This is a genomic window from Bacillus sp. AR2-1 (genome assembly GCF_008368755.1).
GTDB lineage: Bacteria > Bacillota > Bacilli > Bacillales > Bacillaceae_G > Bacillus_A > Bacillus_A wiedmannii.
Genome location: NZ_QORY01000019.1, coordinates 105,514 through 128,088, shown reverse-complemented (window position 1 = coordinate 128,088; position 22,575 = coordinate 105,514). Strand labels below are relative to the sequence as shown.

27 protein-coding genes and 1 riboswitch are annotated in these 22,575 nt (G+C 36.7%); of the genes, 12 read left to right on the top strand and 15 right to left on the bottom strand.

Annotation, left to right across the window (positions count from 1 at the left end):
* Positions 1 to 159: 159 nt before the first annotated feature.
* The 9 genes from DT250_RS22450 to DT250_RS22405 form a co-directional block, all read right to left on the bottom strand.
* Positions 160 to 1,353, bottom strand: coding sequence for an MDR family MFS transporter (locus DT250_RS22450; protein WP_001137571.1), 1,194 nt, complete (start codon positions 1,351 to 1,353; stop codon positions 160 to 162).
* Positions 1,354 to 1,610: 257 nt separating this feature from the next.
* Complete coding sequence (locus DT250_RS22445) at positions 1,611 to 2,834, bottom strand: cation:proton antiporter (RefSeq protein WP_149213723.1); 1,224 nt, start codon at positions 2,832 to 2,834, stop codon at positions 1,611 to 1,613.
* 3 nt (positions 2,835 to 2,837) lie between these two features.
* Positions 2,838 to 3,335 carry a cation:proton antiporter regulatory subunit gene (locus DT250_RS22440; protein ID WP_001026048.1) on the bottom strand — a complete coding sequence of 166 codons (498 nt, stop codon included), beginning with the start codon at positions 3,333 to 3,335 and terminating at the stop codon, positions 2,838 to 2,840.
* A gap of 34 nt (positions 3,336 to 3,369) precedes the next feature.
* Complete coding sequence (locus tag DT250_RS22435; protein ID WP_088064616.1) at positions 3,370 to 3,936, bottom strand: tyrosine-type recombinase/integrase; 567 nt, start codon at positions 3,934 to 3,936, stop codon at positions 3,370 to 3,372.
* 345 nt (positions 3,937 to 4,281) lie between these two features.
* Complete coding sequence (locus tag DT250_RS22425; protein ID WP_149213721.1) at positions 4,282 to 6,141, bottom strand: FtsX-like permease family protein; 1,860 nt, start codon at positions 6,139 to 6,141, stop codon at positions 4,282 to 4,284.
* 16 nt (positions 6,142 to 6,157) lie between these two features.
* Entirely contained in the window at positions 6,158 to 6,919 is a 762-nt protein-coding gene (locus DT250_RS22420; protein ID WP_046198226.1) for an ABC transporter ATP-binding protein, read from the bottom strand.
* 253 nt (positions 6,920 to 7,172) lie between these two features.
* Positions 7,173 to 8,195, bottom strand: coding sequence for a DUF418 domain-containing protein (locus DT250_RS22415; RefSeq protein ID WP_088064618.1), 1,023 nt, complete (start codon positions 8,193 to 8,195; stop codon positions 7,173 to 7,175).
* Positions 8,196 to 8,331: 136 nt separating this feature from the next.
* Positions 8,332 to 8,481 (bottom strand): hypothetical protein, encoded by a 150-nt coding sequence (locus DT250_RS22410; RefSeq protein ID WP_001129345.1) that lies wholly within the window; start codon positions 8,479 to 8,481, stop codon positions 8,332 to 8,334.
* 15 nt (positions 8,482 to 8,496) lie between these two features.
* Entirely contained in the window at positions 8,497 to 8,760 is a 264-nt protein-coding gene (locus DT250_RS22405) for a YtzC family protein (RefSeq protein WP_000840869.1), read from the bottom strand.
* Positions 8,761 to 8,871: 111 nt separating this feature from the next.
* Here DT250_RS22405 and mnmL point away from each other — a divergent pair, with 111 nt between their 5' ends.
* The 6 genes from mnmL to DT250_RS22375 all read left to right on the top strand — a co-directional run bounded on the left by mnmL (position 8,872) and on the right by DT250_RS22375 (position 14,290).
* Complete coding sequence (mnmL, locus tag DT250_RS22400) at positions 8,872 to 9,831, top strand: tRNA modification radical SAM protein MnmL/YtqA (protein WP_029440192.1); 960 nt, start codon at positions 8,872 to 8,874, stop codon at positions 9,829 to 9,831.
* Positions 9,828 to 10,400 carry a tRNA 5-(aminomethyl)-2-thiouridylate-methyltransferase MnmM gene (gene mnmM, locus DT250_RS22395; RefSeq protein WP_088064619.1) on the top strand — a complete coding sequence of 191 codons (573 nt, stop codon included), beginning with the start codon at positions 9,828 to 9,830 and terminating at the stop codon, positions 10,398 to 10,400. Before mnmL ends, mnmM begins: the two co-directional genes overlap by 4 nt.
* A gap of 198 nt (positions 10,401 to 10,598) precedes the next feature.
* Positions 10,599 to 11,432 carry an ABC transporter ATP-binding protein gene (locus tag DT250_RS22390; RefSeq protein ID WP_149213720.1) on the top strand — a complete coding sequence of 278 codons (834 nt, stop codon included), beginning with the start codon at positions 10,599 to 10,601 and terminating at the stop codon, positions 11,430 to 11,432.
* Between the two features lie 18 nt (positions 11,433 to 11,450).
* A complete protein-coding gene (locus DT250_RS22385; RefSeq protein WP_149213719.1) occupies positions 11,451 to 12,131 on the top strand; it encodes an ABC transporter permease in 681 nt (226 codons plus the stop codon).
* A gap of 24 nt (positions 12,132 to 12,155) precedes the next feature.
* Positions 12,156 to 12,830: an aspartate/glutamate racemase family protein gene (locus DT250_RS22380; RefSeq protein ID WP_149213718.1), complete on the top strand. Its 675-nt coding sequence runs from the start codon at positions 12,156 to 12,158 to the stop codon at positions 12,828 to 12,830.
* A gap of 158 nt (positions 12,831 to 12,988) precedes the next feature.
* Positions 12,989 to 14,290 carry a PepSY-associated TM helix domain-containing protein gene (locus DT250_RS22375; RefSeq protein WP_149213717.1) on the top strand — a complete coding sequence of 434 codons (1,302 nt, stop codon included), beginning with the start codon at positions 12,989 to 12,991 and terminating at the stop codon, positions 14,288 to 14,290.
* A gap of 38 nt (positions 14,291 to 14,328) precedes the next feature.
* Here the strand turns inward: DT250_RS22375 and DT250_RS22370 are convergent, their stop codons facing one another.
* The 3 genes from DT250_RS22370 to DT250_RS22360 all read right to left on the bottom strand — a co-directional run bounded on the left by DT250_RS22370 (position 14,329) and on the right by DT250_RS22360 (position 16,516).
* Entirely contained in the window at positions 14,329 to 14,544 is a 216-nt protein-coding gene (locus tag DT250_RS22370; protein WP_088123562.1) for a hypothetical protein, read from the bottom strand.
* A gap of 62 nt (positions 14,545 to 14,606) precedes the next feature.
* A complete protein-coding gene (locus tag DT250_RS22365) occupies positions 14,607 to 15,671 on the bottom strand; it encodes a tetraprenyl-beta-curcumene synthase family protein (RefSeq protein WP_149213716.1) in 1,065 nt (354 codons plus the stop codon).
* A 41-nt stretch (positions 15,672 to 15,712) separates the two neighbouring features.
* Positions 15,713 to 16,516: an alpha/beta hydrolase gene (locus tag DT250_RS22360; protein ID WP_149213715.1), complete on the bottom strand. Its 804-nt coding sequence runs from the start codon at positions 16,514 to 16,516 to the stop codon at positions 15,713 to 15,715.
* Between the two features lie 74 nt (positions 16,517 to 16,590).
* Here DT250_RS22360 and DT250_RS22355 point away from each other — a divergent pair, with 74 nt between their 5' ends.
* The 3 genes from DT250_RS22355 to DT250_RS22345 all read left to right on the top strand — a co-directional run bounded on the left by DT250_RS22355 (position 16,591) and on the right by DT250_RS22345 (position 18,935).
* A complete protein-coding gene (locus tag DT250_RS22355; RefSeq protein WP_000640213.1) occupies positions 16,591 to 17,103 on the top strand; it encodes a gamma carbonic anhydrase in 513 nt (170 codons plus the stop codon).
* 143 nt (positions 17,104 to 17,246) lie between these two features.
* Entirely contained in the window at positions 17,247 to 17,780 is a 534-nt protein-coding gene (locus DT250_RS22350) for a phosphatase PAP2 family protein (protein WP_000868583.1), read from the top strand.
* Positions 17,781 to 17,792: 12 nt separating this feature from the next.
* Positions 17,793 to 18,935: a glycosyltransferase family 4 protein gene (locus tag DT250_RS22345; protein ID WP_149213714.1), complete on the top strand. Its 1,143-nt coding sequence runs from the start codon at positions 17,793 to 17,795 to the stop codon at positions 18,933 to 18,935.
* Positions 18,936 to 19,216: 281 nt separating this feature from the next.
* On the opposite strand, the gene DT250_RS22340 is transcribed toward DT250_RS22345, so the two are convergent.
* Positions 19,217 to 19,819 carry a molybdenum cofactor guanylyltransferase gene (locus DT250_RS22340; protein ID WP_149213713.1) on the bottom strand — a complete coding sequence of 201 codons (603 nt, stop codon included), beginning with the start codon at positions 19,817 to 19,819 and terminating at the stop codon, positions 19,217 to 19,219.
* Complete coding sequence (locus DT250_RS22335) at positions 19,816 to 20,325, bottom strand: MogA/MoaB family molybdenum cofactor biosynthesis protein (protein ID WP_000117127.1); 510 nt, start codon at positions 20,323 to 20,325, stop codon at positions 19,816 to 19,818. Before DT250_RS22335 ends, DT250_RS22340 begins: the two co-directional genes overlap by 4 nt.
* A gap of 99 nt (positions 20,326 to 20,424) precedes the next feature.
* On the opposite strand from DT250_RS22335, the gene DT250_RS22330 reads away from it, so the two are divergent.
* From DT250_RS22330 to DT250_RS22320, 3 genes are read left to right on the top strand one after another with little or no spacing between them, the layout of a single operon-like run.
* On the top strand, positions 20,425 to 20,640 hold the full coding sequence (locus DT250_RS22330) for a hypothetical protein (RefSeq protein ID WP_088064628.1): 216 nt from the start codon (positions 20,425 to 20,427) through the stop codon (positions 20,638 to 20,640).
* Between the two features lie 15 nt (positions 20,641 to 20,655).
* Positions 20,656 to 20,835: a hypothetical protein gene (locus DT250_RS22325; protein WP_000424805.1), complete on the top strand. Its 180-nt coding sequence runs from the start codon at positions 20,656 to 20,658 to the stop codon at positions 20,833 to 20,835.
* Between the two features lie 6 nt (positions 20,836 to 20,841).
* A complete protein-coding gene (locus DT250_RS22320; protein WP_097889167.1) occupies positions 20,842 to 21,021 on the top strand; it encodes a hypothetical protein in 180 nt (59 codons plus the stop codon).
* Positions 21,022 to 21,062: 41 nt separating this feature from the next.
* Here the strand turns inward: DT250_RS22320 and metK are convergent, their stop codons facing one another.
* Positions 21,063 to 22,262 carry a methionine adenosyltransferase gene (metK, locus tag DT250_RS22315; protein WP_000163113.1) on the bottom strand — a complete coding sequence of 400 codons (1,200 nt, stop codon included), beginning with the start codon at positions 22,260 to 22,262 and terminating at the stop codon, positions 21,063 to 21,065.
* 169 nt (positions 22,263 to 22,431) lie between these two features.
* A riboswitch (SAM riboswitch) is annotated at positions 22,432 to 22,553 on the bottom strand.
* Between the last annotated feature and the right edge of the window lie 22 nt (positions 22,554 to 22,575).

Below are 22,575 nucleotides of genomic sequence, written 5' to 3'. Positions count from 1 at the left end.
CTTCGTATCTCTAAAGAGCTTACTTGAAGCTAAGGCTTCTCGGTTAATCGTTACTCTTAATAACTAACGAATTCGTCTTAGGACAGCCGAGCTATCTCCCTTGTTCCAAAGGTTGTTTTATTTAAATATATTCTAAAACATGTTACATGTTCCGTCAAACTAAACTGCAATTTTTTCTTCTACTGTTTCTTCTACTTTTACTCGTTTATCATACATGCTCGTTGCAATAATCGCTACTACAAGCATTACCATGATTGCTATAAACAATACTTCCATATTGTATAAATCAACAATTGCTCCGCCAACGACCGGTCCGAACATTTTCCCTACAGTCGCCGCGCTATTTACAACCCCTTGATAAAACCCTAACTTATCTTTTGGTGCAAGTATATTTGCAATGGTCGGAACTGCTGGCCATACGAATAACTCACCAATCGTTAACGTCACCATCGCAACGAGGAACATCGTAAATTGCTGCGCTTGACTTAACACAATAAATGACGCCGCAAAAATGACGATTCCAATCATAATTTGTTGTTTTAAAGAACGCTTCATCCAGCGAATTAACATACTAACAAGTGGCTGCGCACAAACAATCATCGCTCCGTTTATCGTCCATAATAAACTATAATGGCGGAGGCTAATATCTAATTCCCGCATATGAGTCGCAATCGCCCCTTGCCACTGCACATATGTAACCCAGCATAAAGCATATGCTACACATACGATAAGAAGTGCTTTGAATCCAGGTGTAAGTGTCCAGCCTTTTTTCGTTTCGACTTCTTTTTGCACTCCTGGCTCTTTCTTGTCTTCCATACCACGGAATCCAATAAAAGCAATTAAGAAGAAAACAAAGTACAAAACAAAATTGGCTAAGAAAATATAATCAAAACGGTAAGATGCAACTAAACCACCGCACGCTGTTCCGATCGCAATACCAACGTTTTGCCCAACATACATCGCATTAAATGCTCGTCTTCCGCCCTCTGGCCAAACCGTACCGACCATCGCATACATCGATGGGAAGACCATTCCAGAACCAAAGCCGATTAATGCTAGCCACACAACATATAACGGCCAACCGTGGAAGAACACAAGACCTAAAATCGATACGAGTGTAATAACAATCCCTACTAAAGTTGATTTATAACCGCCCCATTTATCAAATAAAACGCCGCCGAGCAAGTTTCCGATTACACCAGTAAGCGAGTTGATCATTAATACCATTCCGGCCACAGATAAAGATTTTCCTAGGTGATCATGCAAATAAATTGTATTAAAAGGCCATAAAAAAGAAGCACCCGTGACATTAATAATCATCCCAGCTACTAATAGCCATACTTTCCTTGGCATAGTCTCCCCTCCTATTCTATTTTTTTCGTTCATCTATAACAGTAAAATTGTAGTCGTTTTTAAATAGGAAGGCAACTGATTAATAGTTGATGAAATTCAGATAATGGTTTTTCGGTAAATGAAATTATATGAATTGTCACTTGAAAATATATCAGCGATTTGGGGAATATATCGACTTACCGACAAAAAACGACATCAACAACAATATATAAAAAAGGAAGACTACATAAAGTTCATGCAGTCTCCCCTTATTTATACTATCCAGCTTCTTTTTCTCGCTTCGCACGTTCTTTCGCACTCCATTTAAATATTTTATCTAGTAGAGAGTATATTCTCCCAGACTCCTTCGTTAATAACGGTCCTAACGATGCTAATATTAAAACGTACAGTGCAGAGAACGGTTTAATCGTTGCCATTAAACCACCCGCAATGCCGATATTGGCTACAATAATGGAGAACTCTCCGCGTGATACAAGGGTTAAACCGATATTCGTAGAAGCCTTATGCGATAACCCGGCTTTACGTCCCGCCATCATTCCAGCTGTAAAATTACCGATGAGCGTAATGAAAACTGCTCCTAATGCCAACCACACTGCTCCTCCAAGTGAAAACGGATCTATACTTAAACCGAAACTGAAAAAGAATATGGCTCCAAAGAAGTCACGAAACGGAACGACGAGATGCTCAATCCGATCACTATGCTCTGTTTCAGAAAAGACGAGTCCTAACAATAATGCTCCAATTGCCTCAGCAACATGAATCGTTTCTGAAAATCCTGCTACAAAGAATAAAATGGCGAATATTACGATAATAAAAATTTCGTTTGACGAAATATCTAATACTTTATTTAGAAACGGCGTAGCTTTTCTAGCGATTACAAAGAATAGTAGCATATACCCTACCGCGATTAACACCGATGTAAGAGCACCTACAAATGATGTTGCACCACCGAGTACTAACCCTGAAACGACTGATAAATATACAGCTAAAAAGATATCATCAAACATAATGATTCCTAATATTAATTCAGTCTCTTTATTACCAGATCTTCTTAAATCAACAATTACTTTTGCAACAATTGCACTCGATGAGATTGTAATGATTCCAGCAATAATTAATGTTTCTAATAAGGGGAAACCCATAGCATATCCATAAAGTAAACCCAATATGAAATTAAGCGATATATGAATACTACCCCCAAAAGCAATCGACTTTCCTGATTTAATTAATTTTTTTATTGAGAATTCTAAACCTAAGTAGAATAAGAGGAATATGACGCCAACACGGCCGAGGAAGGAAATAACTTCTCCGCTTTCAATAAACCTTAAATCGATAAGTCCTAAATCTGGGGCATGAGGCCCCACTAACATACCGAGTATAATGAGAAACGGAATAATCGAGAACTTTAACTTCGCAGCGAGGATAGCTGCAAAAGCTACTAATACTAACGCAGTTCCAACTTCAAAGATTAAAGTATCCATCGATTAGGAATCACCTCCTGCTGAAAGCAATTCATTAATAATTCTTTTCACTTCATGTCTTTCACCCGACAATACGAGCATATCGCCAGCTTCAATAATAGAATCTGGACCTGGATTAAAGAATTTCTTCATATTCTTTTTCAAAATAGCAATAATCGTTACGTTATATGTTTTTCTGACATGTAAGCTACCAATTGTTTGTTGTACTACTGGTGCATTATTCTCCACCTTAAACCATTCAATTGATAATCCTTCAAAAGCCATCTCAATTGTGTCTAGCGCTTGCGGCCTATATACCATTCCGCCTAATATAGCCGCAATTTGTCTCGCTTCAGAATCACGAAGAGAAATGCTTGAAATACTCTCATCATGATCCGCATCAAAATGATACATTTCTCTTCGGCCATCATCATGAATCACAATAACCATTTTTTCATTACCTTTTGTTATCACTTCAAATTTACATCCAATGCCAGGTAGTTCACTCTCTCTAATATTCACATTTTCCGCCTCCTAAAGTTTTTAGTTACGGCTCTTACAAATCTACATCAATCTCTGTTTTAAACTTCTCATCTTTTGAGATTCCTAAATACTTGAGCGTTTCTGATGGAGTTGCGTGATGAAAATGCTTTTGCAATAGCGCAATCGCTATTCCTCTTTTGTACGCATGAAATCCAAATGTTTTTCGCATTGAATTCGTTCCAATCTTTCCAACAATCCCAACCGCTTCAGCTGCGCTATGGATAACACGATATGCTTGTTGGCGTGAGATTGAATTTTTCGTTTTATTAGATTGAAATACGTAGTTTTCTCTTTGAGCATCAATAGATTGTGCGTACTCTAAAAGGGCTTCTTTTACTTTTGTATTTAAATAAATATCTTGTTTAAATTTTTCATCTTTCACAGGAAGAGAATAGAACTCTTTAACAGTTCCATCTTCATTCAATACCTCTTCAAATTTCATACTAAGTAGTTCAGTGATCTTTAATCCAGTGTTAATTCCAATAACAAATAAAAGATAATCTCGCTGCGAATGCTCTTTTAAATACTTTTTCATAGCCTCAATTTGGCTTATATCTTTTAATGCCTCTACAACTTCCATACATGTATCTCCTCATCTTATGAACGGTAATTTTCTCATTATCCTGTCCATTTTACCTTATCATGCTATGAGATTTCCATGTATTATCCATTATTTTCACAATATACTCTTACGACAATTGTTCATTTGGAAATTTATGATTGTACAAATACGGTGTGGGTAGAAAAAATAGGGGGAGTACAAGTTCAGCTTCTTTCTACAGATCGGATTCCTCCTTTCATTTTCCGGTTGCTGATACTTTCATATTATGTTACTTATTTACATTATATTATATATTTCAGTAACATTAAAATGTTTTTTCTGAAAATACAAAAAGCCGAGCACTTTCACTCGGCTTTTTACCTATTAATCTTCTTTTGGAAGAACAATTCCTTTATACAATTGAACTGTAATGAAGTAATAAATCGCATAAATAACTACGAAAATTACGATCGGTACCCAAATACGGAAGTAAGGATCTATTAAAATAAATCCGAAAATATTCATACCAACTAATACGTGAGCGATACCCACAATTGCCGGGAATAAGAATACTAAGAATAATTCTTTATAAATCGATTTCGTTAATAACTCACGGCGCACACCGATTTTACGAAGCATTTGATAACGCGTAATATCTTTTGATGCACCAGAAAGAATTTTAAACATTAAACAACTTGCCATCATTGCTAAGAACGCAATTCCAAGGAAGAATCCCATAAATACTGTTCCACTCGCAACGCCGTAGAATCCATTGTAAGATTGATATTTACTATCTAATCTTTCAGCTTTTACATTTTTATATTTAACTAGCTGCAACTCGTCAAGTTTTTTCCATTCTTTTGTGTATGCTACAAAATCGTCTGTTTTTCCAGTAACTACGATTCCTTCTTTACCATTTACAGTATCGTACATTTTCTGATCTACAATTTTAATTGCATGATCTTCATATAGATAAAATGGCTGAATTGTTCTGAAAGCCTCGTTCCATTCTTCTGGAAGTTCTTTAGCACTCGCATCTTTTTCATTCATTTCTCTAGAAACTGCACCTACTGGCAGTTCCTCTGAAACTTTCTTTATTTTTCCTAAATCCTTCATACTTTCCATCTGTTTTGTATCTTGTACGAAAGGAGGATTTTTCTCTAAATCTTCTTTTACATAATAAACGTATTTATTATCAACTTTGTAACGATATTCATTTTTCTCTTTAAATGTAATACCATCTAAAATATTCTTTTCTTCAGCTGTTGGGTTATGAATAACTGAATCATATATTACTAAACCATCAACCATTTTTATAACGTTATTTTTAAACGCCATACCACCTGAAATTGCACCCGCTCCAAGAGCAACTAACATCGCTACCGTTGCAAGTACTTTCGTTAAGCTATTAATACGGAAATTTAATTGTGCAAACGTAAAAGCATTAAGTCCTTTTTCACTACGTTTTTTATTACTCTTTAACTTTCTAATGATAACTGGGAGAAGTGATCCAAATAGCATGTAAGTACCAGTTGTTGTTGTAATTAATGCAATAAGGATTCCCATTTCTCTTAGTTTTGCCATATAGATCATTGATGCATAGCCAATTCCTAATAAAATAACAGCAAGGATTGCAACGACACCTGTCATTTTTCCCTTTACTGCAACACGCTCTGTTTGTGCATCTGCATGTACAAGTTGCAGTACAGAAATACGTGATAACTTAATACTGTTCATAATTGCTGATAATACAAATAGTGCAAAGAAGAAAATGCAAGTAACAGTCATAGATGGAAGATAAAATGCTTTATAGCCTTCACCAGCAAATTCTAATTGTTTCATTAATAACTGTCCGATACCTTCTGCAAGTCCTACACCAACTGTAATACCAATCGCAAGAGACGCAGCACCTAATACAATCGTTTCAATAAACATAAGCAATGTAACTTTATGTTTTTTTGCTCCTAACATCATGTACATACCAAACTCTTTTTGACGAAGAGATAATAAGAAAGAGTTCGCATATAAAATATAGAAGAACGTTATAATGGCTAGTAAAAATGAACCTGCCTGGAATACGAATCCAATTGATTGAATAACTGAGTTAGATTCAATAAACGCTTTATTCAGCGCTAACGTTTGGAACATATAAAAAATTGAGATAGACATGACAAGACCAACAAGTAAGACGATATAATCTTTCAGCTTACTCTTCAGCCCCGACATGGAAAGTTTAAATAACATACTGGAACCTCCTTTCTTACGCTTTTTGTGTACCTAAATCTGCAAGTACATCTAAAATTTCTTTGTAGAACTCTTCACGCGTACCACCGCGATGAATTTCTTTATATAGCTCACCATCTTGAATGAATAAAATACGCTGACAGTAACTTGCACTATACGGATCATGCGTAACCATCATAATCGATACACCTTGATCTTTATTTAAGTTTGTCATCGCATCAAGTAAACTCGTTGCATTTTTAGAATCAAGAGCTCCTGTTGGCTCGTCCCCTAAAATAATTGCTGGCTCATGCACAAGTGCACGCGCTGCTGCTGAACGCTGCTTTTGTCCACCAGATACTTCAGATGGATACTTTTGAAGAATTTCTGTAATCCCTAGCATATCCGCTACTTTTTCTACTTTCGGTCCAATATTACGTGATGAAACACCTTGAAGGGAAAGTGGAAGTGCGATGTTTTCATAAATAGATAAGTTCTCTAATAAGTTAAAGTCTTGGAAGATAAATCCTAATTTTTGTGAACGGAAATCAGAAAGCTCACCTTGCTTCATTTTCGTAATATCCGTACCCGCAATTTCAACAACGCCGCCCGTTGCTTTATCAAGCGTTGAAATTACATTTAATAATGTCGTTTTACCAGAACCAGATGGTCCCATAATTCCAACAAACTCACCCTCTTGAATTGAGAATGAAACACCTTTTAACGCGTGTGATTGGTTCTCACCTTTTTTACCGTACACTTTTTGAACGTTTTTCACGTCTACAACTGGTTTCGTCATATATATCCTCCTACGCTTGTTTTTCCATTACCTATTTTGCGCCTTTTAGAAGAGAACTGCTATTTGTTAACATTACAATTACCTTACACTTTTGTAATATAAAAAAGGCGCGCGTGTAAGGTTCGTTTTCTTTTGGATCAACCTCATTGGTAAATGCAATTTTATCAGCGATTCTCAAAGGAATATCGACTTACCGAAAAAAGATGACAATAAAAATAGACTGTTCCACAAAAGGAACAGCCCACTTCTCTTCCTATTTCTTTAAAGGTGTTACCGTCCAATACGTAATAACACGCCAAATCCATTCTAGTGGACCCATTTTAAAGATTTTCATCCAAATTACACTAAACACAATTTGAATAGCGTAAATTGCGATACATACATATAACGTCTGCATGTATGTTAAGTTTCCTGCAAAGTTACATACACTACCAGCAATTAAAATCATTGCAGTTTGTCCGATATAATTCGTTAAAGCCATACGACCGTAGTATTTCAATGGTGCTAACAATGTTTGAACTGGTTTTAACTGAAGTAATAAAATTAATGCTCCTACATAGAAAGCTGAAATAATTGGTCCAACTGTAACACCAATTTTTAAGAATTGACCTGCAGCGTCCATTGTTCCATCTTCATTCATAATTATCATATTTACAAATGGATTAGCAGGAACGTGCCCATATTGATACCATAACGCTGCAACACTTAAAACAAACATAATGCCTGTAAAAATAGCGACTTGTTTGATTTTTGCTGAAAGGTTTTCAAACACTTTATACTGCCCTGCAGCAAGACCTAATAAAATTAAACCTAATGGTAATAATTCCTTAGCTGCCATAATACTAAAAGCTATCGTAAGAATAAGACCGAGTACTACATTCACTTCTTTTTTCGCTTTATAAAACGGTAAAACGACTAATCCACAAATTGCGTATAACGCTAGTGCTTCTCCAGGCTGAAACATTTGATGAATTAAACCAAAAATAAATAGTGCAACTACGCGGCGTAGAAATAGAACGTACCCATTCTTCCCTTTCGCAATTGCTCTTGTAATAAAGATGTAGAATCCTACTCCAAATAAGAATGAGAAAATCGAGAAGAAACGACCTTCTACAAATAAGTATAGAAACCTTTGATAACTGGCATCTACTGTATTAGGATCGGGTACCTTAATATTTAGTAGTGCAAGAATATTTACTAAAATAATCCCCAGTAATGCGAAGCCACGAATGTAATCTAACTCATCAATTCGTTTGTTTGTAATGTTGTTCCCCATAAAGCAACTCCTTGTCCAAAATTTAATCCTCCCTTACTCTACTGGAAAAGTAAGCTTACAACTATCGGCAAACCTTACAGAAATCTTACATTATTGTCATATAGCAAAATAAAACCAGGTCATATTGCGACCTGGTTTACTCTGATTGCTTTGATCTTTGAGGTTGTCCTTTTTTACTGTTGCGCTGTTTCACTTGAACAACTGGATCAAGTTCATTTGAAAACTCAGCGTTATGTCCATTTTGCGTTTTTTGCTCTGGATTATTTTGATCGGAACGTTTCGCCATTACATTCACTCCTTATTAGTGCGGTGTAATAATCATTTGATGTTGCAGTTGGCGAATTGCCATGCGTGCTCTATTTAACTGCTCACGTTGCTCATCATTCGCATGTTGCTGCATCGTTTGTAAATCGTTATATGCTTGTTCTAATTGTAACTGTGCATCTGAATACTCCATCGTATTATAATGCTCTTGTCTCATACCTTGGTCTAATTGTTCTTTCGCATATTCCACCGCTTGTTCCGCTTGTGTAATATACGATTCAAGTGATTGACGCTCTGCCATAATTGTCCCTCCTTGCTTCAATTCCCCTTTAGTGTGTCCCTTCCATCTCTACCTTATGAGTATGTTATAATGGATTTTGTTTCATTTTGACTCGGCTTAGGAGGGAAAGTAATGAAGGTTCAAAACCCTTTTCCATATACAAACGACAATAAACGTTATCATACATGGAATTACCATTTACGAAATGAATTTGGTGAAAAAATCTTTAAAGTTTCATTAGATGCTGGCTTCGATTGCCCGAACCGTGACGGTACAGTTGCTTACGGTGGTTGTACATTTTGTAGTGCTGCCGGATCTGGTGACTTCGCTGGTGATCGCCGCGATGATGTTATAACGCAATATCATGAAATGAAAGAAAAAATGCGCTCAAAGTGGAAAGACGGAAAATGTATCGCTTATTTCCAAGCGTACACAAATACACATGCACCACTTGAAGTGTTAAAAGAAAAATTCGAACCGCTTCTAGCAGAAAAAGACGTTGTCGGTCTTTCTATCGCCACTCGTCCAGATTGCTTACCGGACGATGTCGTTGAATATTTAGCGGACTTAAATAAACGCACATACCTTTGGGTTGAACTCGGTTTACAAACTGTTCACGAACGAACTGCAAACCTTATTAATCGCGCTCATGATTACCCATCTTACGTGGAAGGTGTAAATAAATTACGTAAGCATGGCATTAGAGTTTGCTCTCATATTATTAACGGTCTTCCACTTGAAGATTACGACATGATGATGGAAACAGCTCGTGAAGTAGCGAAGCTTGATGTACAAGGAATTAAAATTCATTTACTTCATTTATTAAAAGGAACGCCAATGGTGAAGCAATATGAAAAAGGACAACTAGAATTCCTTTCTCTTGAAGATTACGTAAGTCTCGTTGTTGACCAACTTGAAATGATTCCAGAAGACGTAATTGTGCACCGTATCACAGGTGACGGTCCGCCTGACTTAATGATTGGTCCAATGTGGAGCTTAAATAAATGGGAAGTATTAAATTCCATCGATGCAGAATTTGTACGCCGCGGAAGCTGGCAAGGAAAATATGCAAATGAGGAGAAACAACAATGAAATTAGAACGTGTATTACCGTTTGCTCGCACACTACTGCAAACGGCAGTAAAAGAAGGCGATTACGCTGTAGATGCAACGCTCGGCAATGGACATGACACATGCTTCCTAGCTGAAATCGTTGGAGATAACGGAAAAGTATTTGGATTTGATATTCAAAAAGAAGCAATTGAAAGCTCTACTATCCGTCTAAAAGAAAAAGAGCTTTTTGAACGTACTGTTTTAGTTCACGATAGTCACGATACGCTTCTATCCGTACTACCAGAAGATGCAAAAGGAAAAGTAACAGGCGCTATCTTCAACTTAGGTTACCTTCCTGGTGGTGACAAGCATATCGTTACAAAACCGAACTCAACACTTTCGGCAATTGAACAATTACTAGAAGTAATGGCACCTGAAGGAATCATCGTCCTTGTCATTTACCACGGACACCCAGAAGGACAAGTAGAACGCGACGCTGTTCTCAAATTTGCAGAAGAACTCGACCAAAAACAAGCTCACGTACTACGATATGGCTTCATTAACCAGCAAAATAACCCGCCATTTATTGTGGCGATTGAGAAGCGCTAAATATATCGATGATTTTTCAATTATATCTATCGTAACTCCGGATACATCAAAGATTTTTTCGATATATCGACGATTCGACACACTATATCGACTTATCGACAAAACATAACAAAAAAAGACGTGCACTCATTGCACGTCTTTTTCTTATTCTCCTATATAATGGATATATACAATATTTGAAGAAAGAAGGATAGAACTTTGCTAGTAGAACTAAGAGAAATTCAAAAGAAGTACGGCAAATCACTTATACTAGACAACATCGATTTATCCATTCCAGAAGGAGAGGCACTCGCTATTATTGGCGGGAACGGGACTGGAAAAAGTACTCTACTCAAAATAATTGCAGGTTTTATTTCACCTACAGCAGGGACACTTCAAAGAAAAGAACATATACAAATCGGCTATGTACCTGAACATTTTCCTGAAGGGATTCGTTTTACATTAGAGGATTATTTATATCATCTCGGCCACATTCACGGTTTATCAACAAAATATTTAAAAGATAAAATTCCGATGCTTCTTGAGTCTTTCCATTTACATCATGCAAGGCATTCCGTTTTACGAAACTTTTCAAAAGGTATGAAACAAAAAACTGGCATTATGCAAGCATTGCTTACAGACGTCCATTTATTAATTTTAGATGAACCTCTTTCTGGACTTGATCCTAACTCTCAGCAAGAATTAGAACATATTTTACTCTCATTAAAACAACAAGGCATATCTATACTCTTCACATGTCATGAAAAACAACTACTAGAAAACTTCGCCGATAGAATTGTGACGTTAGCAAATCATACAATCACAGAAGATATCTCTGTGCAAAAAGTGGCAGAACAAGTCTATATTGAAGCAATCGTTCACGAAACGTTTTCAGCGATAGAACTACGGAAACAATTAGGTTTTATACACGTTACACACAATTCAAATCAAAACCTTATTCAATTACAAATCGAAAAAGAATATACAAACGAAATGCTTCAGTTTTTATTACATAAAAAAGCATCTATCACACTGCTACAACCTAACTTTTAAATCGAAAGAAGGTTTATTATGTTCGCGCTTATTCGTTACCATTTTCTCGACTATACAAAATCGTATAAGTACGTCCCTCCTATTGCGATGTACTTTGTGAGCTTACTTTTTGTATATACATATAAACCGACTCTTATTGTACCGACATACTTAGAAACAGCTCTCGCCCTTTATTTATTATCTGCCTGGATTACAATCACAATTTTTCATACTGAAGACCCTGTACAAGAACAAATTACTATTTCTCATACAAATAACATTTCAGCATTATACGTTGGTAAATATATTACAGCTCTTCTCATTTGTACTGTTTTATCTTTTATATCCGTAATCTACCCAATTTTTTTGCAAATGTTTAATGAAGAAATGACAGTTTCTTTATTTTTAGTCGGATTTCTCATTCACATGTCTTTCTCTATACTAGGAATTTCAATTGCAACTTTATTTACTAGAAATATTATTCCAAAAGCAAGCACAGCTTGGCTTAGCCTGATATTTATATTACTTATAACGATTGCCTCCATTCGGTTTAAAAAAGAGTTACTATGGTTTTTACCACCTGTCGAAAGCTTTCTAATGCTTGGTCAATATAAATTTAATATACTTACTCACACGCTATGGCTCACAGCTTGGGCTATCGTATATTCATTTTTATTACTTACTTTATTTCTTTTTGTCGTTCGCAAAAAACGTTTTTAATTACATATTAAAGGAGACGAAACAATGATCGGAATACTAGCAGGAATGGGGCCAAAATCAACTGGGCCATTCGTTGATACAGTTGTAGCAAAGTGCCAAACTATATACGGAGCAAAGCATGATATGGACTTTCCTCATATGATGATTTATTCTTGTCCAACACCGTTTTATATGGATCGGCCTATTGATCATGAGGCGATGAAAAAAGCAATTATTGAAGGGGCACAAAAACTTGAAAGTATTGGCGTAGACTTTATCGCTATGCCCTGCAATACAGCGCATCTTTATTTTGAAGAATTACAGCATTCTCTTTCTATCCCGATTTTAAATATAGTCGATGAGACGTTACAAGCAATTCCTGAAAGTACAAAAAGAGTCGCGCTTCTCGCAACAGAAGCGACAATTCAAGCTGGTATTTATCAAGACGGTATTGCAAAACGGAATATAGAATACATTCATCATGGAAAATGGCAAGAAATGATTAATCAAACTATTTCTTGTATTAAAGGCGGAGAAATTGAAAAAGCCCGCGAATTGTGGCATACGCTCGTTTTACAATTGAGAAATGAAGTAGATACCGCAATTATCGCATGTACCGATTTAAATGTTGTGGCGGATGAGGATTTTGTTGATTCCTCTCAATGTCTTGCTGAGGCGGTTGTTAGGATGTATCTATCAAATACAAAGAGATCTTCGTAAACATAGAAAACATTCCTTTTGAAATGTGTTTTTTTATTTGATAAAAACCCCCAAAACTTCTAACTTTCTTCACAATTCTTTCAAAGTAATCACACTTAATCTCGCTATATTAAAATGAGGAATTTATTCATATAGGGAAGGTTAGGGGAACTGAAAGTATGAAAGTAAATCGTTCGCTTCATTACATTTTTTGGCGTTGGCATTTTTATGCTGGGCTTTTTATTACACCGCTTCTTATTACGTTGTCACTGAGCGGAATTGGGTATTTATTTCGGGAAGAAGTTGAAGATTTCATCTATAAAGATTTATATTTTGGGAAGAGCGCCCAAACGGAATCTATTTCGATGTCTGATTCTATTTCCTTAACAGAGAAAAAATATCCACATTATAGTGTGGCGAAAATTAGTGAGTTTAATGGGGATTATAATACGAGGCTTACTATTGCAAATGAATATACAGGGCAACAAAAATATGTGTATTTAGATAGCAATAATCAAATTATTGGAGATCAAAATGCAAGTGAAACGTTTGCCAATATAATGCGGGAATTACATAGTTCTCTTTTAGTTGGTGGCACTGTCGTCAACTATACTGTAGAGCTTGCGGCATGCTGGACAATCTTTTTAATTGTGACTGGATTATATATGAGTATACGCCAATTCAAAAACACACCGGCATCCACTAAGCGAGAAAAAGCAAAACGACGTCATTCTATTATCGGTATTATATTTACAATTCCACTCGTTTTGTTAGTCGCATCTGGATTGCCATGGTCAGGATTTATGGGTAACCAAATTTATAAAATCGCATCGTCGAATGAATCGATTGGATATCCCAAGTTGTATATGGCACCGCCTGAATCAAAGGTAAAAGAATTGCCGTGGGCAACAAGAAAAGAAGCTCCTCCTGAATCGAATTCAAATGAGCCAAAAACAATTTCTGTCGATGAATTACAAAAAGGAATTGAAATAAAAAAGCCATACGTTATCTCACTACCAACTGATCCGAAAGGTGTATTCACCGTTTCGAAATCGAGCGGTTCTGGTATTACGGGCATGGATGTGGCACCAAATGAAGAAATAACAGCTTACTTTGATCAATATAGCGGAAAACTCATTTCAAAAACGGACTATCGTGATTATGGCTTATTTGCACAATGGTTCACTTACGGTATCCCGCTTCACGAAGGTCATTTATTCGGATGGCCAAATAAAATATTATGCTTACTAACGACATTATCTTTATTACTTCTTATTTATTACGGAGTAAAAATGTGGTTTGCAAGAAAGCCGAAAGGAAAATTAGCAGCACCGCCAAAACAAAGAGATAAAAAAAGCATAATCGTTTTCTTTATCATGATGGTTATACTAGGCGCTGTCATGCCTTTATTCGGACTATCTGTTTTAGTTATTTTCGCAATTGAACTTCTCATATATGTATTTTCAAAAATACGATCATAAATAAAAAAGCATTTGTACTCTCGTGTACAAATGCTTTTTTATTTACTATTCGTTTGTTTTTTTCTACTATTCATTAAGAACACGATATCTACAATAATAATTGTGCCAATTATTACTTGCGGCACATAATCCATCATAGTAGGACCACTTGGCCTATTCATCATCATATACATTCCAGTTACAAATGAAATGGAAAGTAGCATGAGTAACGTTACTTCAATATTTTCATATAGCTTTTGAAACAATCGCTTCATTTCCACCACCATCATTTACCATATTATAACAAAAAACCACTCTACATGAGTGGTTTTTTTCATCACTGCGCCATTTTCTTTCGGTACATCTTCCCGTTCCAATAGAAGAATCGTGAAGTAAGCCCTCCGTATTTTACAATGCGCCGTGCCATTTTGTTCATATTCTTTTGTGCTGATACTTTTTGATCTGATAAATAAATACCAAGTAACCCTCGGCTTATGAGACGATGAAACTTCGCATGAGGTAAATCACCAATGCTCTTCTCTGCTTCTTCTACAAAATGTTTCATACGATCTAATATCGCTTGCTCGTTTTCATAATAACTACAGAAATTCAAATCCCCGCCGGCGCGGTCTTCTTCTTGATCGATGAAATAATCAAGTAAAATGTGAAGTCCTTGTACGTATGGGAAGTATCCTTGTCTAATTTTCGCAATATCTTCATCATGTAATTCATCATGAAATGCATATGCTACAAGACAGAAGATTCCAAGTGTAGAACCGGCACATGCTGAAAATTCAAACCAGCTCATTTCAGGTAAATTTTCTTTATGTGCTTCAAACCATTTTTGTAAGCGTGGTTCTCTTTCTTCTAACTTCACGTGTTTATGAATTTGCAAATCACAATAATAACAAGCAAGTTCATGAAGAACAGGAGCAATTTTTTCATAGTGCTTCGTTTTCTTTAAAACATCTTGGCATGTTTCAACAAGTTCATCTAAATAACCACCATCGTCTTGGTCATCACGATAGCGATAATAATTACCGCCACCTTCTACTTCAGGTGATAATGCCATTAACATAGATTCATGCAGTGCGGCAAAATCATTCGGATCAAGTGATGTACTGCGGTCACATAAATTATCTAAATAATCGCTGATTGTTTGATACGCTACGATAAAACGAATGCATTCCTCTCGGTGCTCATTTGCTAACAGTGCTAAAATACCACCGCCTTCGCAATGAAACGTTTTATTCTCAATACTCGCGATTGCCTGACTATGAAGCTCATCATTCGGAATATGGTAGGCACGCTCTTTCCACACCGCTAGCTCATGGTGTACTACCGGAAACACATCACGGTATACTTTCGCCATGAGCGTTATGGGATTACTCGGTACGTTCACTTCTTCCTTCATCTCCTCTATTCGATGTACAAATAATTTACTTATTTGTTTGTTTCTATTATGTTATTGATGCGTATTTCAGTAAATGACTGAATATAATTCAAAATTTCATCACGCTCATACTCATTTAATAACTCGTGATAACAATTCGGCCATTCTTTAAAAGCCTTATCACTTATTTTAACATTATCAAACCAAGTGCGGACACGTATTTTATCTACAAGTCTATCCTCACAAGCTTGCATTAGCAAGAGCGGAACATCTGGAAAATCATCTATTTTTTTATGAGCAATTTCGATAGACTTAATCAATTCACTATACCAACGTACTGATACTTTGCGCAAGAACAATGAATCATTCTCCATCGCGTCCCTAACTTCATGATTACGAGTGGACATTTCCACTGTAAGATTCGTTGCAAATTGCAATTTTGGAGCGATAATATTTAATATTTTTGAGGCAGCTTGAAGTGGTGCTGAAGGTCCAGCTACTAAGCCTAAACATGGCGAACTTAAAATAATGCCGTCTACATCTTCTCTCTTCGTTTCTTGCATCATACGAATGACAATAAGACCACCCATACTATGACCAAATATAAAAATAGGTAACCTATACTTTCTTGCCTCTTTCACCCATAATTTAACTTCCTCTATGTATTCATCAAATGAATCAATATGTCCTCTATTTCTCGAAGTCGTTCCATGTGACGGAAGGTCCCCCATTACGACGTGGTAGCCGATATGATTCCACATTTCCGCAACGGCTTCGTAACGTCCGTGATATTCCATTGCGCCGTGCACGATAACAACGACAGCTTTCGCTTCCTCTGCTTCATAATTCCACATACGGACCTCCTCCATTTCACTCTTTCTCATAATTTGATACACTGAAACTAGTCTCTAGGAAAGGAAGACTTTACATGATATATCCTTACAAAGAAAAAAATCCAAAAATTGCGAGTAGTGCTTTTGTCGCTGATTATGTTACGATTACAGGCGACGTTTCCATTGGTGAAGAATCAAGTATTTGGTTTAATACAGTCATACGCGGTGATGTTTCACCAACAATCATTGGAAACCGGGTAAATGTACAAGACCAATGTACACTTCACCAAAGCCCACAGTATCCTCTTATTTTAGAAGACGACGTAACCATTGGACATCAAGTTATTTTACATAGCTGTCATATTAAAAAAGATGCTTTAATTGGAATGGGATCTATTATATTAGATGGTGCTGAAATTGGTGAAGGAGCCTTTATCGGTGCTGGCAGCCTCGTTTCACAAGGAAAGAAAATCCCGCCAAACACATTAGCATTCGGTCGACCAGCTAAAGTCGTTCGTGAATTAACAGAAGAAGACCGTAAAGACATGGAGCGAATTCGCACACAATATGTTGAAAAAGGCCAGTATTATAAATCATTACAGAAGTAACTTTTCCAGCTGCCATTAAAGTGGCAGCTTTTTATATAAAAACTAACTTTTTCTTTACAAAACATTATTACTCCCTCAATAAAATCTTATTAAAATAAAAGCTAATATCTCCATATATATGTAAACGAGGGAGGAGAATTTTCATGAAGGTCAGTGGACTGTATAAAATAGAATGTTACATTTTCAAAGGAATTAACCGATACTTTGATCAAAAAACATTAAATATCTTTTTCAGCAATATTACTCATATCGGTGGTGCTACTTTCTCAATCGCACTCACACTTTTCTTTTTAATTTTTGCAAAAGGGACTTTGCATCAAGCTGCAATCGCAACTGCTATTTCTTTAGCAATTAGCCATATTCCTGTACAAATATTAAAAAGATGGTATCCGCGAAAACGCCCTTATTTAACAATTCAGGATGCGAAATATCCAGTCCATCCATTAAAAGACCACTCTTTCCCGTCTGGTCATACAACAGCCGTTTTCTCTGTCCTTATTCCATTTATTTGCTATAATCCAAGCATATTTGCTTTTCTATTACCGTTAGCATTATGCGTTGGTATTTCTCGCATTTATTTAGGGCTTCACTATCCGTCTGATGTATTCGTCGGTATGTGCCTCGGCACTTGCTCTGGCATCATCTCTTTTTATCAATTCATCCCACTTTTCACATAAAGGAGTGATATGATGAGAGTCGCCATTTTTACCGATACTTTTACGCCACAAGTTAACGGGGTTGCGAAAACATTAGAACGATTAACACGTTACTTTCAGAAAGAAAAGATCGCCTATTCTGTTTTCGCCCCTCAGCATACAGCTGAAGATAATTTCGTAGCTAATGTGAACAAGATGAGAAGTATCCCGTTAACAATATTATATCCAGAATGTCGTTTTTCTTTTCCTACTCCACGCATTAAACGGGAACTACTTTCCTTTAAACCTGACATTATTCACATTGCCACACCTTTCAACATGGGACTTTGTGGATTGTATTATGCAAAAAAGTTAAACATCCCAGTTGTCGGTTCTTATCATACTGATTTCGATGCCTATTTACGTTATTACAAAATCGAATTCCTCTCCAATATGCTTTGGAACTATTTAAAATGGTTTCATAGTCATATGCAAAAAAATTTTGTACCTTCCTTTGAAACGTTACACCAACTAAAAAATAAAGGCTTTCATTCCCTCTCCATATGGGGACGTGGTGTAGATTGCACACTCTTTCATCCATCTTACAATACAGACCTATTCCGAAAAAAATATAATATTACAGCGAAGTATGTCCTTTCCTATGTTGGACGGCTTGCCCCTGAAAAAGATATTGATACGTTACAACACCTTATCGCGAAAACAGCGCATACTCGAAACGATATTCATTGGCTCATTGCAGGAGACGGTCCTCTAGCAATACATTTACGTGAAGCTGTTCCAAATACAAATGTCACTTTTACTGGATATTTACAAGGTAAGGATTTAGCTGAAGCATATGCTTGTTCTAACATCATGGTATTTCCATCCGCTACTGAAACGTTCGGAAATGTCGTACTCGAATCACTTGCATGCGGTACACCTGTCATCGGTGCAAATAGTGGCGGGGTTAAAAATATTATTACGGATGGACAGACAGGAGTTCTTTGCCCGCCCAAACATGCGGATTCATTTCTATCATCCATCCATTCTTTATTGCGAAATGAAGAGCAACTTATGCAAATGAGCATAGCGGCTTCATCTTATGCTAAAACAAAAAGCTGGGATGAGATTTTCCGTGGGTTACTTGACCAATACGAAACCGTCCTTCAGAACACCGCATCAGAATTACTCGCTTAAACAGAAGAGCTCCCTTCAACTAGACGAAGGGAGTTTATTACACAGTTATAAACTTTAGTTTCATAAATGATACATAAGGTTAAACATTGTTTTATTTCTATATTCATTATATCAAAAATAAACATAACTAAACCGACTTGTAATAAAAACCCATAAAAATTAATATATGGTTATACAGTATTTTAACTGTATAGTGATTTTAAGAATTTCCCTTAAAATCAACTTACTCACATACCTTTATACAGTAATTGTTCCCCAATTTCTGTATACCAAAAAACCTTTCATTCATTTGAAAGGTTTTTTTGAGCCTGCACATATTCTTCTTTCGTATTCACATTTATAAACCAATCCGCATGCGCTTGTACATCTTCTCCAGCAACATACTTTACATTACATTGTGATAAAAGCTGGCCCACACTTCTTTTTTCTTCCTGAAGCAAAGCATAAATCTTTTCTTTCACACGGTTATGATACGCTGCAAGTAACGGTTGTTTTCTTCCATTAATAATAGGTACAACCGCATCATATTCATTACTCGTTTGCTCTAGTAAAATGGTAAGCCACTCTGGCGAAACGTTTGGTGCATCGCAAGGCATAATAGCGTACCAATCTGCTTCTATATATTCCATACCTGATACAATGCCGGCAAGCGGTCCATTTCCTTTATAATGCGGAATATCTTCTATAACAGGAACTTGTACGAGTTGCTCTACTCGCTCTTTTATATCAGTATGGCTAATTACTACAATGTCTTGCAAAGTATTTCCCATCACTTTCACAATATGCTCAACAAAAGTAGTTCCCTTCCAAATTGCTAACGCTTTCGGCTCACCGAATCGACTCGACATACCGCCTGCTAATACAATTCCAGCATACTTACTCATTGGCGATGCAGCTCAAATGTAATATGACCTAATTCCGGTAAAATTAATTTATTCATCGCAAGGCGAACTGCTCCGCTCGATCCTGGCATCGAGAAAACTACTTTGCGCCCAATTGTACCACCAATCGCTCTACTTAACATTGCGCTGCTTCCGATATCTTCTAAATAACTAATCATACGGAACAGCTCACCAAATCCGACAATTTCTTTATGTAATAACGCTGATACTGCTTCAATTGTGACATCGCGTTTCGTAATACCAGTACCGCCATTTGTTAATACAACATCTACATCTTCCTTATGATAACCAGCTAACACCGCTTGCTGAATACTTTCTTTATCATCTTTTACAATTTCATAAGAAGTTACTTTATGTCCCGCTTCTTTTAACAATTCATGTAATAGTTGTCCGCTCTTATCTGTCTCTTCCGTACGTGTATCGGAAATCGTCACGATCTTACAACGCACTTCTTTCGGAGCTTGTTTTTTATGTTCAGTTACACTCATTTTTCATCTTCCCTTTCATTTTATTGTAAAATTATGTATGAAGCAAAGAATTCAACATGATACAATATAAGTATGTTTATCCATATAAAGGAGCTTTACATGATTCAAAATATGAAACGATCCGTACCCATTATACCATTCCTAATTATATTATCCCTTTTTCAATGTATCGCTTACGGGTTCGATATTAACTTTTTAAAATTGTATGTACTTTTGCCTGATGGTGGTATTCGTTACTATTTGACTAGCACATTAATTCCTCTCGTACTTGCCTATATAATAGATTTTATTTTTAAACGTTCTATCTCTAAATAAGGAGGTCTACATATTATGGAACTTTATAAAAAACTAACAACAACATTCATCCTCTTATTCGTCGCTTCCATTACTGTCGGCTTTTCTCTAAAAGGCGCAATTCCATACGCTACATTAGTAAGCATTATATTCGCAACACTATTTTTACTAAGCAGTGCCTTTTGCGCGGGTAAAGCACGTCAAATGAAAGGTTGATTACATATGTTCCAGAAGAAACCAATCCTTTGTAAATCATGTAAAAAAGAAATACAAACGTATGAAAAAGCATGGATTCATATGCCCTTTCCAGCAAATAGTATGACGAATATGAAAAAGTATATTGAGCTAGACGGCGAAGTGTATTGTAGCTCATGTATTCAAATTGGAAGTAAAACAAAATAAAAAAAGCTTTGCGCTCACGGCGCAAAGCTTTTTTTCATATATTATAGACCAGCTTGCTCTTTTAAAGCTGCAGCTTTGTCTGTACGTTCCCATGTTAGGTCTACATCAGTACGTCCGAAGTGGCCGTAAGCTGCTGTTTGTTTATAAATTGGGCGACGTAAGTCTAGCATTTTAATAATACCAGCTGGGCGAAGATCGAAGTTGTTACGAACTAGTTCTACTAGTACGTCTTCAGATACTTTACCAGTCCCGAATGTATCAACTGAAATTGATACTGGTTGTGCTACACCAATTGCGTATGCAAGTTGTACTTCTGCTTTGTCAGCAAGACCAGCTGCTACGATGTTTTTCGCAACATAACGAGCTGCATATGCTGCAGAACGGTCAACTTTCGTTGCATCTTTACCAGAGAATGCACCGCCACCGTGGCGAGCGTATCCACCATAAGTATCAACGATGATTTTACGTCCTGTTAAACCAGCATCACCTTGTGGTCCACCAATTACGAAGCGGCCAGTTGGGTTAATGAAGAATTTCGTTTCTCCATCCATTAATTCTGCTGGAACTACAGCTTTAATTACATGCTCTTTTAAATCGCGATCGATTTCTTCCCATGTAACATCTGGATGATGCTGTGTAGAAATTACGATTGTATCTACACGTACAGGTTTACCATTTTCATCATACTCAACTGTAACTTGCGTTTTTCCATCCGGACGTAAGTATGATAATGTGTCATCTTTACGTACTTCAGTTAAACGGCGAGCTAATTTGTGAGCAAGCGAGATTGGAAGTGGCATTAATTCTTGTGTTTCATTACATGCGAAGCCAAACATTAAACCTTGGTCTCCCGCACCAATTGCCTCAATCTCAGCGTCAGTCATTAGACCTTCGCGTGCTTCTAGCGCTTGGTCAACACCCATAGCGATGTCAGCAGATTGCTCATCGATAGATGTTAAAACTGCACAAGTTTCTGCATCGAATCCGTATTTTGCGCGTGTGTAACCAATGCCTTGAATTGTTTCACGAACGATTTTTGGAATATCTACGTAAGTAGAAGTCGTAATTTCCCCCGCTACCAATACTAAACCAGTTGTTACAGTTGTTTCACAAGCTACACGTGCATTTGCGTCCTTTGATAAGATCGCATCTAAAATTGAATCAGAAATTTGGTCACAAATTTTATCTGGATGTCCTTCAGTTACAGACTCAGATGTGAACAGATGACGTTTTTTTGTCATGTGGTAAACCTCCCTACAGTAATTGTATATATTGTACGGAACTCATCCTTAATTTGCCACAAACTGCGACATACATTTATTCTCCCACACAAGCATACAGAAAAACCTTTCCTACTTTACATAGAGGAAAGGTTTAATTTGCTACTTGCATACTGCTTTTTGCCCTTTGCTCTTATCGTTCGAGACCGTTAGCCTCGCACAGGTTTTAGCACCTATTCACCTGTATTTACCACTACAAGTGAGGTTGCTGGGCTTCATCGGGCCTGTCCCTCCGCCAGCTCGGGATAAGAGAGTATCCGTCCCAACCTATACT